The following is a 12,024-nucleotide window of genomic DNA, read 5'->3' as shown; positions in this document are numbered from 1 at the left end:
CGTGAGTGGCAGCATCCGCAAGGTGCACGCCGCGTGCAGGGCGCGTCAGCATCGACGAGCCACACCTGTCCGCTCCGCACCCCAAAAAAGGGCCCGCGCATCGCTGCACGGGCCCTTCTCATTTCATCACTGCTGGCTCAGCGCGGTCAGCTGCGTGTGCCATCCAGCCAGTTCGGGCCCTTGTTCTTCAGGAAGAAGATATAGACCACCAACGACACGGCAATGACCGCCGTGATGTAGATGATGAATTCATCCACGCGGCCCGTCGCGAGCGCGCCCTGGTACAGCAGCGGCGCGGTGCCACCGAACAACGAGTTGGCCAGTGCATAACCCAGGCCGACGCCCAGCGCACGGATGTGTGCCGGGAACAGCTCGGCCTTCACCACGGCGTTGATCGAGGTGTAACCGGTCAGGATGACAAAGCCGGTGGCCAGGATCAGGAACGCCGACAGGGCCGAGGTCTGCTGCGGCAGTGCCGTGATCAGGTACCAGGTGTAGAGCACGCCACCGATGCCGAAGAACACCAGCAGGCTCTTGCGGCCGATCCGGTCGGACAACAGCCCGCCCAGTGGCTGCAGCAGCATCAGGAACGTCAGCACGCCCAGGTTGATCAGCGTACCGGTGATCACGTCATCGCCAGCGAAAGCGGTCTGGATCATCTTCGGGCCATTGATGGTGTAGGTGTAGAACGCCACCGTACCGCCGGCCGTGATCAGGAAGCACAACAGCAGCGGACGCCACTGGTTGACGAACAGCTCACGCATGGAGCCCGTGGCCTTCGCCTTGCCGTCCTTCGCCGCTTCGATCGATTCCGCGCTCAGCGATTCGTCCATCGTGCGTCGCAGCCAGAACACGACCAGCGCGCCGATGCCGCCGATACCGAAGGCCACACGCCAGCCCCATTCAGACACGTGCGTCGCGTCCCAGGACAGCAGCATCACCAGCAGTACCGCCTGTGCGAGCACATGGCCGCCGACCAGGGTGACGTAATGGAACGAGGACAGGAAACCGCGCCAGCCGGGAACGGCCGCCTCGGACATGTACGTCGCACTGGCGCCGTATTCGCCGCCGGTGGCGAAGCCCTGCAGCAGGCGGGCAAACAACAGGATCACCGCCGCCCAGATGCCGATGGAGGCCGCCGTAGGCGCGATGGCGATCAGGAACGAACAGGCGGCCATCACGCTGACCGACACGGTGAGCGCAAGCCGGCGGCCGTAACGGTCGGCGAAACGACCGAAATACCACGCGCCGATCGGGCGCATCAGGAAGGTCGCGGCAAAGATGCCCCAGATGTACATGTTGGAGTTCTTGTCGTCGGCCGAGAAGAACTGGGATTCGAAATACTTGGCAAACACCGAGTAGACGTAAACGTCGTACCACTCGACCAGATTGCCGGCAGAGCCTTTCAGGGTATTGGATACCGAGCGCCGGAGAGCACCGGGCGCCAGGGGGATGGGGGAATTGCTCATGGGTGGATCATGCCCTCGGATGAAAAACAGATGGTCCTTTCGGCCCACGTCACACGTCGTTTCAAACGACACAGGTGAGCGCAGGCAACGCGGTACCTTACCTCACGTCAATAACACCTGTCCGGTGAAGCCCCTGAATACGCAGCACTTTCTGATCTGGACTATCGGCGTGACGCGGCGTTGATGTCGCAAGGTGCACGCTGTGCGCATGGCACCGGGACGTGACGGGGGGTGGCGGGATGCTGCAGCGGAACACTCGGTCCGGGTCTGCACCACGCCTGTGTACTGAACGATTTAGCCGGCTTGCCGATGATCTGAGCATGCATCTGCCGCTTCTGCCCTCAGTGCGGCACTATCGAATCGTTCCTTGCAGTCCAAGAGCCTTGCACCACCCATGACGCCGATGTCAGAGGAACTGAAAACCCAGGAACGGATGACCGCAGTGGGTGCCCTGCAGGTGCTGGATGCGGCGGCGGGCGCATCCCTGGACCGCATCACGCAGCTCGCCGCATTCGCGTTCAATGCGCCGGTCGCGTTCGTTTCTATCGTGGGTACGGACTCCCAGCGCTTCATCTCCAAAGTCGGCCTGGACATTCCTGGAACCGATATCCGCTCTTCTGTCTGCTCCTACACCATCACCGCTGCCGACGTCATGGTAGTGCCGGACCTGCGCGCAGATCCCCGTTTTGCGGGTAACGGCCTTGTGTGCGGTCCGCCGCACCTGCGCTTCTATGCCGGTGCCCCGCTGGTGGCCAAGAACGGGGTGCCGATCGGCGCGATCTGCGTGATGGCGCGCGAGCCGCGCGAGCTGAGCGAAGACGACCGCCAGCACCTCAAGACTCTCGCCGCCATGGCCATGAGCCAGTTGGAGCTGCGGCGCCTGTCCGGGCGGCAGGATCCGGTCAGCGGCCTGCCCAACCGGCACCAGTTCCATATTGATTACGACGGCCTGGTATCGCGTGCGCGGGGCCCTGTGCACGCCGTGCTGCTGGATGTGCTGGATGTACCGCGGCTGGAAGAAGCAGGCCAGGCGTTGGGCATGCCGCCGCTGGAGGCGATGATCCACCGCTCCGGGGTTCGCCTGCGCGTCGCCCTGGAGGACATCGCCGATATCTACCACGTCGGCACCAGCCGCTTTGTTTTTCTGGTCGATCAGCCGTTGGCGGAGGATGTAGAGACGCTGCTGCTGGAACTGAAGCAGCGCATCACCCGCCCGGTGATGGCCGCCGCCGTGCCCATGTCACCGCAGTTCCATGCCGGCATCTGCACGTTCGATCCGGCCAAGGACAGCAGCAACGATGTGCTGCGCAAGCTGCTGGTCAGCCTGCAAGCGGCCATCACCGGGCGCCTGGACTTCTGCTGGTACTCCGAGCGCCGCGATGAGCTGCTGCGGCGTGGTTACCGTCTGGCAGCGGATGCGGAGCGCGGCCTGCGGCGCGAGGAGTTCTACCTGTTGTTCCAGCCACGCGTGGAGGCGATCACGCAGAAGATCGTTTCGGCCGAAGCGCTGATCCGCTGGAACCATCCCCGCCTGGGGCCGGTAGGGCCGGCCGAGTTCATTCCCGTTTTCGAGCGTACGGCGCTGATGCCGGCGGTCAGCGGCTGGGTCGTCGATGCGGCGCTGGACCAGCTGGCGGCGTGGCAGCTGGCCGGCCTGTCGCTGTCGGTCAACCTGGCCGCGTCGGACCTGTCCACCGAGGGCATGGCCGAGCGCCTGCTGCAGAAACTGGCCGCGCGCGACCTGGCGCCTTCGCTGTTGGAAATCGAGATTACCGAGGGAGAATGGCTGCGAGCCAATACCGTGGCGGGCGAGCAGTTGGCGCGCCTGGCGGGCGTGGGCGTGCGGATTGCAATTGATGACTTCGGTAGCGGCTACAGCAACTTCGGGTATCTCTCACGGCTGCCCATTTCCACGATCAAGATGGACAAGTCGCTGGTGGATCACCTGGCGGATGATCCGGGTGCACGTTTGAAGGCGAAGGCGATCATCGAGCTCGCCAAGGGCCTGGGTTATACAACCGTGGCCGAAGGCGTGGAAACCGCAGCGCAGCGGGACGTGCTGACTGACCTGCACTGCGACCAGCTGCAGGGATTCCTGTTTGCCGCCCCCCTGTCGGCTGATGAGCTGGCGACGATGGTGGGCATCGGCGGGTAACGCCCCCGCTGATCACCGGGTAGCGCCGCGCCATGCTCGGCGAGCGCGAAGCGCGGCCTGTGTCCCACATCGCGGTGCCGGACGAAGTCCACCGAGCAGGGCTCGGCGCTACATGCACAGGCTGCCGGTCCGGTAGCGCCGAGCCATGCTCGGCGAGCGCAGCGGTAGTAGAAACTCCGAAAACGAAAAAGGCCCGCGCATTGCTGCACGAGCCTCCTCGTTTACATCAACAGTGGTCGGGACGGCCGGATTCGAACCGACGACCCTCTGCCCCCCAGGCAGATGCGCTACCAGGCTGCGCTACGCCCCGAATATCTGCGATGTTGCCCCGCCGTTGATGCGGGCCGTGAAGTATAGCGGATCAGCGCGAAAAAGGAATCAGCGGCGAAGCAGTTGCAGCACTTCTTCCAGTTCCACGCGTACCTGCTTGATGATCTGCTGGCTCAACGCGGCTTCGCCGCGCGCATCGGCGCCATCCAGCCGCAGCCGCGCGCCGCCGATCGTGTAGCCCTGTTCGTACAGCAGGCTGCGGATCTGCCGGATCATCAGCACGTCATGGCGCTGGTAATATCGGCGGTTGCCCCGTCGCTTGGCCGGCTCCAGGCTGGGAAATTCCGTCTCCCAGTAGCGCAGCACATGCGGCTTGACGTCACACAGCTCGCTGACCTCACCAATGGTGAAGTAACGCTTGGCCGGTATCGGCGGAAGTTCTCGGTTACTGCCCGGATCCAGCATACGCTTCCACCCTTTCCTTGAGCTTCTGGCCTGGACGGAAGGTGACTACCGTGCGGGCGGAAATCGGAATTTCCTCACCGGTTTTCGGATTGCGACCGGGGCGCTGGTTCTTGCGCCGCAGATCGAAATTGCCGAAGCCGGACAGCTTTACCTGACGTCCCTGTTGCAAGGCGTCACGCAGCACATCGAAGAACGCATCGACGAATTCCTTGGCTTCACGTTTGTTCAAGCCCACTTCGTCGAACAGTTTTTCGGCCATTTCGGCCTTGGTCAGTGCCATCGCCTGCTTACCCCTGGATGCTGCCCGCTCAACCGCGGATCCGGGCGTGGTGTTCACGCTCGATGGCGGTGACCACCTCGGCCACCACCGCGTCCACGTCGCGGTCCGTCAGAGTGCGCGACTTGTCCTGCAAAATCAAGCCCATAGCGAGACTCTTGAAGCCCGGCTCTACCCCCTGTCCGACGTATCGATCAAACAGGTTGAGCTCGCGCAGCAAGGGGCCGGCGGCCCGTCGCACGGTGGCCGCCAGATCGGCCCAGTCGACAGCGTCGGGGGCCAGCACGGCCAGGTCGCGACGCATCGCCGGGAAGCGCGACAGCTCGCCGGCACGCGGCAGTTCACGGGCCGCCAAGGGCGCCAGATCCAGCTCCAGACCGTAGACGTCCACGTCGATCTCCATTGCCTTGGCCAGACGCGGATGAATCTGCCCGATCCACCCCAGCCGCACCTCACCGCGGTACACATCGGCCGATCGCGCCGGGTGACCGAAGGGCTGCACGGACGGCTTGAAGGTCAGCTCAGCCCCGCTGGCAGCGGCCAGCGCTTCCAGATCGCCCTTCAGGTCGTGGAAATCGACCTTGCGCGCCGCCACGCCCCACTGCTCGGCATCGGCGTCGCCGCACACCGCAACGGCCACGCGCTGCGTTTCCAGAGGTGCGGGAGCGCCCTCGCCGGCCTGCGCGGCGAACGCGCGGCCGATTTCGAACAGCCGTACGCGACCGGCCTGACGCGCCACGTTGCGGCCCAACGTGGCGACCAGACCCGGCAGCAGCGCCGGACGCATGATCGCCAGCTCGGCCGACAGCGGATTGGCCAGCGGCACCAGACTGTCATTGAGCTGCCACTGCTGCAGCAGCTGCGCATCGACAAACGCGAAATTGATGGTTTCCTGCAGTTCGCGCGCCAGCAACTGGCGACGCACGCTCAACTCTTCCAGACGGGTCTCGCTGGGCATCGCCACGCGCGCGGCGCCACCGGGCAACGTGGTCGGGATCTGCTCGTAGCCATGGATGCGCGCCAGCTCTTCGATCAGGTCTTCTTCGATGGCCACATCGAAGCGGCGGCTCGGCGAAGTAACCTGCCAGCCATCGGCTGCGGCGGCGACCTCCATGCCCAGCGCGCGCAGGATACGCTCTACTTCCGCATCGGAGATGGTGATACCAAGCACGCGGGTAATGCGCGCACGGCGCAGGCCGATCACCGCCGGCGACGGCAGGTCGGACGCACGCACCGCTTCGGTCACCGGGGCGGCCGTGCCACCGGCCAGCTCCAGCACCAGCGCGGTGGCATGCTCGATGGCGGTGCGCGGCAGCGCCGGGTCCACGCCGCGTTCGAAGCGGTGCCCGGCATCGGTATGCAGGCCGAGCTTGCGGCCGCGGCCCATGATGGCGGCCGGCGCGAAGTGCGCGGCCTCCAGGAATACGTCGGTGGTGGTGTCGGTAACGCGCGTGTCGAAGCCGCCCATCAGGCCGGCCAGGCCGACCGGACGGTCTGCATCGGTGACCACCAGGAAGCTGTCATCCAGCGCGGCGTCACGACCGTCGAGCAGCTTCAGGGATTCGCCGGCACGCGAGCGACGCACGGCGATGCTGCCCTGCAACGTGCCCAGATCATAGGCATGCATCGGCTGGCCCAGTTCCAGCATCACGTACTGGGTGATATCGACCAGCAGCGACACCGGCCGCACACCGCTGCGACGCAGGCGCTCGGCCATCCACAGCGGGGTCTTGGCGGCCGCGTTGACGCCTTCGATGACACGACCCAGATAACGCGGCGCTTCGGCACCGGCATCCAGCGAGATCGACAGCTCGCGCGTGGCGGTGGCCGGTACCGCATCAGCGGCAAACGGCACTACGTCGCTGCGGGTGGCAGCGGCCACGTCGAAGGCAATGCCGCGCACGCTGAAGCAGTCGGCACGGTTCGGGGTCAGCTTGATCTCGATGCTGGCGTCGGGCAGACCCAGGTACTCGACCAGGCCTTGGCCGATCGGTGCGTCATCAGGCAGTTCAAACAGGCCGGACGCATCGCTGTCCAGGCCCAGTTCCTTCGCCGAGCACAGCATGCCATTGGAGTCGACGCCGCGCAGTGTGGCGGCACTGATCTTCAGGCTGCCGATCTGCGCACCGACCAGCGCCAGCGGCGCGACCAGGCCGGGGCGCGCGTTCGGCGCGCCACAGACGATCTGCAGCAGTCTGCCCTGCCCCGCATCGACCTGGCAGATCTGCAGCCGGTCGGCTTCGGGATGGCGCACGGCCTCGACGATGCGGGCCACGACCACGTGGTCCAGGCCCGCGCCCAGCGCGTCGACCGCTTCCACTTCCAGGCCGATGGCCGTCAATACCGCGCTGAGCTCATCGCGCGATGCGGCGGTCGGGACGTGGCTGCGCAGCCAGTTTTCGGAGAATTTCATGAGGTTCAACCTGGTTGAATGGAGCAACCGAGCAACAGCCGCCGAGCATGGCTCGGCGCTACGGATCGGGATTACGCGAACTGCTTCAGGAAGCGCACATCGTTCTCGAAGAACGCGCGCAGGTCGTTGACGCCATAGCGCAGCATCGCGAATCGCTCCACGCCGAGGCCAAAGGCGAAACCGGTATAGCGCTCCGGATCAATCCCGACACTGCGCAGCACGTTCGGGTGCACCATGCCGCAGCCCAGCACTTCCAACCAGCGCGTGCTGCCATCGGGCTGCTGCCAGGCGATGTCGACTTCCGCACCCGGCTCCACGAAGGGGAAATAGCTCGGCCGGAAGCGCATCTCGAAGTCACGCTCGAAGAAGGCGCGCACGAACTCGGACAGCGTGCCCTTGAGGTCGGCGAAGTTGGAATGCTCGTCCACCAGCAGGCCTTCCACCTGGTGGAACATCGGCGAATGGGTCTGGTCGCTGTCGCTGCGATAGACCTTGCCGGCCGCGATCATCCGCAGCGGCGGTGCGTGGTCACCCATGTAGCGCACCTGCACACCGGAGGTATGCGTGCGCAGCAGGCGGCCATCACCGAAATAGAAGGTGTCGTGCATGGCGCGCGCCGGGTGGTGCGGCGGGAAGTTCAGCGCCTCGAAGTTGTGCCAGTCGTCTTCGATCTCCGGCCCTTCGGACAGCTCGTACCCCAGCCGCGCGAAGATCTCGGTGATGCGCTCCAGCGTGCGGGTCACCGGGTGCAGGCCACCGCGACCACTGCGACGGCCCGGCAGGGTGATGTCGATGGCTTCGGCGGACAGGCGCGCGTCCAGCGCAGCGTCTTCCAGCACGGTCCTGCGCGCAGCCAGCGCAGCGCCCAGTGCGTCACGTGCGAGGTTGATGGCTTCACCGGCGGCCTTGCGCTCGTCGGCCGGCAAGGCGCCGAGCTGCTTGAGCTGCGCGGTGATACTGCCACTCTTGCCCAGCAGGGAGACGCGCAACTGCTCCAGCGCCTCGGGACTCTGCGCGGCAGCCACATCGGCCAGTGCCTGGTGGGTCAGGGATTGGATGTCACTCATAGGGTGCCGAAACCTCGGGTCGGATGTGCCCTCGCGATGCGCGAAGGGCCGACCCCCGTCGCCACCGCCGTCCGGCCGCCGCGCATTGCGCTGGCCACCGCACAAAAAAGAATGGGGAAGGACTTGCGCCCTTCCCCATGCATTGCCTCAACCACCACCGTTGCGCGCGAACGGCAACGGCGGGGATGGGGACTTATGCCGCCAGTGCGCCCTTGGCCTTTTCAGCCAACGCGGCAAAAGCTGCCTCGTCGTGCACGGCGATATCAGCCAGGACCTTACGGTCAAGGGTGATGCCCGCCTTCAGCAGACCATTCATGAAACGGCTGTAGCTCAGGCCGTTGATGCGGGCTGCTGCGTTGATACGGACGATCCACAGCGAGCGGAAATTACGCTTCTTCTGCTTACGACCGATGTACGCGTACTGCTGGGCCTTGATGACGGCCTGCTTGGCAACGCGGAAGACCTTGCGACGGGCATTGTAGTAGCCCTTCGCCAAAGTCAGGATTTTCTTGTGGCGGCGACGCGCCTGTACGCCACGTTTTACTCGTGCCATGTGTCAGTTCCTCAGAGGTAAGGGAGCATGCGGTCCAGACGGCCGGCGTCTTCTGCGCGGACGTGATTCGTCTGCCGCAGGTTACGCTTCCGCTTGGTCGCTTTCTTCGTGAGGATATGGCTACGGTTTGCGTGGCCGCACTTGTACTTGCCCGAGGCGGTCTTGCGGAAACGCTTGGCCGCCGCCCGGTTGGTCTTGATCTTGGGCATTGCAATGTCCTTGATGGGATATGACCCTGGTTTCTGACTGATCTGGCGGTGGCCGTGGCCACTCTTTCCGTCCTGCCATGATCCGCGTACGACCCCTCCTGATGGGTCGAGCCGGCAATCATACAGGGGAAATGGGCCTCGGGCAACGCGATTGATGTCAGCGAACGGGTGACACCCCCTCGCGCCGACGCATGCAACGCGGTTGCCGGGGCTGGGCCGGACGGGGCAGGCTGCACGGGGCACGCTGCAAGTACGTCCATGTAAGCTCCTTTCCGCCCGTCCGGGGCTCCAAGGGCCCCGTGCAACCTGCCCCGCCCGGCCCGCTGACGGTTTCCGCAATCCGCCGGCCGCGCAGAAAAAAAGAAAAGCGGGCAAAGCAGATGCCTGCCCGCTCGTCATCCCCGGAAAAGCAGAAAGGCGCCATGAGCGCCTTTCCACCGTGACGATTCAGCCGCCAGGCGCCCCGCAGGGCAGCCCGTCAGGCTTTATGTCTTCTTCTTCGGAGCAATCATCATCACCATCTGACGGCCTTCCAGGCGCGGACGGGATTCGATCACGATGTCCTCGCCCAGATCGGTCTCGATCCGGCTGGCGATTTCACGACCCAGTTCCTGATGGCTCATTTCGCGGCCACGGAAGCGGATGTTGACCTTGATCTTGTCGCCCTCTTCGAGGAAACCGCGCATCTTGCGCAGCTTGATCTGGTAGTCGCCCTCATCCGTGACCGGACGGAACTTCACTTCCTTGATCTCGACCTGCTTGCTCTTTTTCTTGGCCTCGCTGGCCTTCTTCTGGGCTTCAAACTTGAACTTGCCGAAGTCCATGATCTTGCACACCGGCGGATCGGCCTGCGGCTGGATCTCGACCAGGTCCAAGCCCTCGTCTTCGGCCATGGACAGTGCTTCGTCGCGCGTCAGCACGCCGATCATCTCACCGTCACTACCGATCACGCGGACGCGCGGGACACGGATTTCCTGATTCCTGCGATTCTGTTTGTTGTCAGGGGTACTGATATTGCGATCTCCCAAGGGGGTTGAACCGACCCGCGCGCCTTTGCGCACGGGTCGGACCTTTTGATTACGCGCCTTCGGCCTGCAGCCGCTCAACGAAGGCCTGGAGACTCATGCTGCCCAGATCCTCGCCGGAGCGCGTACGCACCGCGACCGCGCCGTTTTCCTTCTCACGGTCACCAATGACCAGGAGGTACGGCACGCGCTGAAGCGTGTGCTCGCGAATCTTATAACCGATCTTCTCGTTACGCAAATCGGCGGTAACGCGGAAGCCTTGATCCGCAAGGGATTTGCGCACCTCGCTCACGTATTCAGCCTGTGCATCGGTGATGTTGGCCACCACCACCTGCGTCGGCGCCAGCCACGCCGGGAACTGGCCGGCGTGGTGCTCGATCAGGATGCCGATGAAACGCTCCATCGAGCCCACGATCGCCCGGTGCAGCATGACGGGGTGCTTCTTCTGGCTGTTCTCGTCCACATACTCCGCCCCCAGGCGTCCCGGCATCATGAAATCGACCTGCATGGTGCCCAGCTGCCAGGTACGGCCGATCGCGTCCTTCAGGTGGTACTCGATCTTCGGCCCGTAGAAGGCGCCCTCGCCCGGCAGCTCCTGCCATTCCACGCCACAACTGGACAGCGCCGAGCGCAGCGCGCCTTCGGCCTTGTCCCACGTGGCGTCGTCACCCAGGCGCGATTCCGGGCGCAGTGCGATCTTGATCTGGATGTCCTCGAAACCGAAGTGCTGGTACACCGCCAGCGCCTGCTGGTGGAACGCCGTCACTTCGTCTTCGATCTGCGATTCGGTGCAGAACACATGGCCGTCGTCCTGGGTGAAACCGCGCACGCGCAGGATGCCGTGCAGCGCGCCGGAGGGCTCGTTGCGATGGCAGGAACCGAACTCACCGTAGCGGATCGGCAGGTCGCGGTAGCTGTGCAGGCCCTGGTTGAACACCTGGATGTGGCCCGGGCAGTTCATCGGCTTGACCGCGTAGGTGCGCTTCTCCGATTCGGTGAAGAACATGTTCTCTTTGTAGTTGTCCCAATGGCCGGACTGCTTCCACAGCGACACGTCCAGGATCTGCGGGCAGCGCACCTCGCCATAGCCACTGTTGCGGTAGACCTTGCGCATGTACTGCTCCACCACCTGCCACAGCGCCCAGCCCTTCGGGTGCCAGAACACCAGGCCCGGCGCCTCTTCCTGCAAGTGGAACAGGTCCTGCTGCTTGCCGATTCGGCGGTGGTCGCGCATTTCCGCTTCTTCGATGCGCTTGATATAGGCATCCAGCTGCTTCTTGTCGGCCCACGCGGTGCCGTAGATGCGCTGCAGCTGCTCGTTCTGCGCATCGCCGCGCCAGTACGCGCCCGAAATGCGGGTCAGCTTGAACGCTTTGAGGAAGCGCGTGTTCGGCACGTGCGGACCACGGCACATGTCCACGTATTCCTGATGGTAATACATGCCCATCGCCTGGATGTCGTCGGACATGTCTTCGATCAGGCGCAGCTTGTAGTCCTCACCACGCGCTTTGAAGATTTCCACGACTTCGGCGCGCGGGGTCACCTTTTTCACCACGTCGTAGTCCTGCGCGATCAGCTCGCCCATGCGCTTTTCGATCGCGGCCAGGTCATCCGGGGTGAACGGACGTTCGGACTGGATGTCGTAATAGAACCCTTCGGCAATGACCGGGCCGATCACCATCTTGGCGTCGGGGTACAGCTGCTTCACCGCGTGGCCGACCAGATGCGCGCTGGAGTGGCGGATGATCTCCACGCCCTCCTCGTCCTTGGCGGTGATGATGCGCAGGGTCGCGTCATGATCGATCACGTCGCTGGCATCGACCAGCACGCCATCCACCGAGCCGGCGATGGTGGCCTTGGCCAGGCCGGCGCCGATCGACTGGGCGACGTCCATGACGCTGACGGGATGTTCGAATTCGCGGCGGCTGCCGTCGGGAAGGGTGATCGTGATCATCGGGATATTTTTTCTGGCAAGGCCCGCGCAGGGGCTGGAATGCGGATCCGGGCAGCGCCCGGATAATAAAAAAGCGCCACGAAGGCGCCTGCAAGTGGGCCGTCGGGGCAGGTCAGCGGTGGGCGGTGGTAGTGCTCATGTCACACGCTCGGCCGGCGCTGGGCGCG

General features: G+C 64.5%; 10 protein-coding genes and 1 tRNA gene. 1 reads left to right on the top strand and 10 read right to left on the bottom strand.

All coding sequences use genetic code 11. From position 1 onward, the window contains the following. Positions 1-146: 146 nt before the first annotated feature. Positions 147-1,469 carry an MFS transporter gene (locus ABRP17_RS15305; RefSeq protein WP_188326778.1) on the bottom strand — a complete coding sequence of 441 codons (1,323 nt, stop codon included), beginning with the start codon at positions 1,467-1,469 and terminating at the stop codon, positions 147-149. Positions 1,470-1,863: 394 nt separating this feature from the next. On the opposite strand from ABRP17_RS15305, the gene ABRP17_RS15300 reads away from it, so the two are divergent. Further along, entirely contained in the window at positions 1,864-3,624 is a 1,761-nt protein-coding gene (locus ABRP17_RS15300) for a sensor domain-containing phosphodiesterase (protein WP_349984865.1), read from the top strand. 233 nt (positions 3,625-3,857) lie between these two features. Here the strand turns inward: ABRP17_RS15300 and ABRP17_RS15295 are convergent. The 9 genes from ABRP17_RS15295 to thrS all read right to left on the bottom strand — a co-directional run bounded on the left by ABRP17_RS15295 (position 3,858) and on the right by thrS (position 11,857). Further along, positions 3,858-3,934: transfer RNA gene (locus tag ABRP17_RS15295), tRNA-Pro, on the bottom strand. A 68-nt stretch (positions 3,935-4,002) separates the two neighbouring features. Next, positions 4,003-4,359, bottom strand: coding sequence for a MerR family transcriptional regulator (locus ABRP17_RS15290; protein WP_042612987.1), 357 nt, complete (start codon positions 4,357-4,359; stop codon positions 4,003-4,005). Next, positions 4,340-4,639: an integration host factor subunit alpha gene (locus ABRP17_RS15285; RefSeq protein ID WP_188326777.1), complete on the bottom strand. Its 300-nt coding sequence runs from the start codon at positions 4,637-4,639 to the stop codon at positions 4,340-4,342. The genes ABRP17_RS15290 and ABRP17_RS15285 overlap by 20 nt, the downstream gene beginning before the upstream one ends. Before the next feature lie 28 nt (positions 4,640-4,667). Further along, a complete protein-coding gene (gene pheT, locus ABRP17_RS15280; protein ID WP_349984866.1) occupies positions 4,668-7,049 on the bottom strand; it encodes a phenylalanine--tRNA ligase subunit beta in 2,382 nt (793 codons plus the stop codon). A 71-nt stretch (positions 7,050-7,120) separates the two neighbouring features. Beyond that, positions 7,121-8,116 carry a phenylalanine--tRNA ligase subunit alpha gene (locus ABRP17_RS15275; RefSeq protein ID WP_188326775.1) on the bottom strand — a complete coding sequence of 332 codons (996 nt, stop codon included), beginning with the start codon at positions 8,114-8,116 and terminating at the stop codon, positions 7,121-7,123. Between the two features lie 193 nt (positions 8,117-8,309). Further along, positions 8,310-8,669, bottom strand: a complete 360-nt coding sequence (gene rplT / locus ABRP17_RS15270) for a 50S ribosomal protein L20 (protein WP_166924555.1) — start codon at positions 8,667-8,669, stop codon at positions 8,310-8,312. An 11-nt stretch (positions 8,670-8,680) separates the two neighbouring features. Beyond that, entirely contained in the window at positions 8,681-8,878 is a 198-nt protein-coding gene (gene rpmI / locus ABRP17_RS15265) for a 50S ribosomal protein L35 (protein WP_002811096.1), read from the bottom strand. A gap of 485 nt (positions 8,879-9,363) precedes the next feature. Then, positions 9,364-9,906 carry a translation initiation factor IF-3 gene (infC, locus tag ABRP17_RS15260; protein WP_188326774.1) on the bottom strand — a complete coding sequence of 181 codons (543 nt, stop codon included), beginning with the start codon at positions 9,904-9,906 and terminating at the stop codon, positions 9,364-9,366. A gap of 49 nt (positions 9,907-9,955) precedes the next feature. After that, the gene (gene thrS, locus ABRP17_RS15255; protein ID WP_192082601.1) at positions 9,956-11,857 is read right to left on the bottom strand and encodes a threonine--tRNA ligase; all 1,902 of its coding nucleotides are present in this window, start codon (positions 11,855-11,857) and stop codon (positions 9,956-9,958) included. Positions 11,858-12,024 lie beyond the last annotated feature (167 nt).

Origin of the sequence: Stenotrophomonas sp. WHRI 8082 (assembly GCF_040223995.2) — a bacterium.
GTDB lineage: Bacteria > Pseudomonadota > Gammaproteobacteria > Xanthomonadales > Xanthomonadaceae > Stenotrophomonas.
The sequence above is the reverse complement of the archived record's forward strand: the minus strand, read 5'-3'. Positions and strand labels throughout refer to the sequence as shown.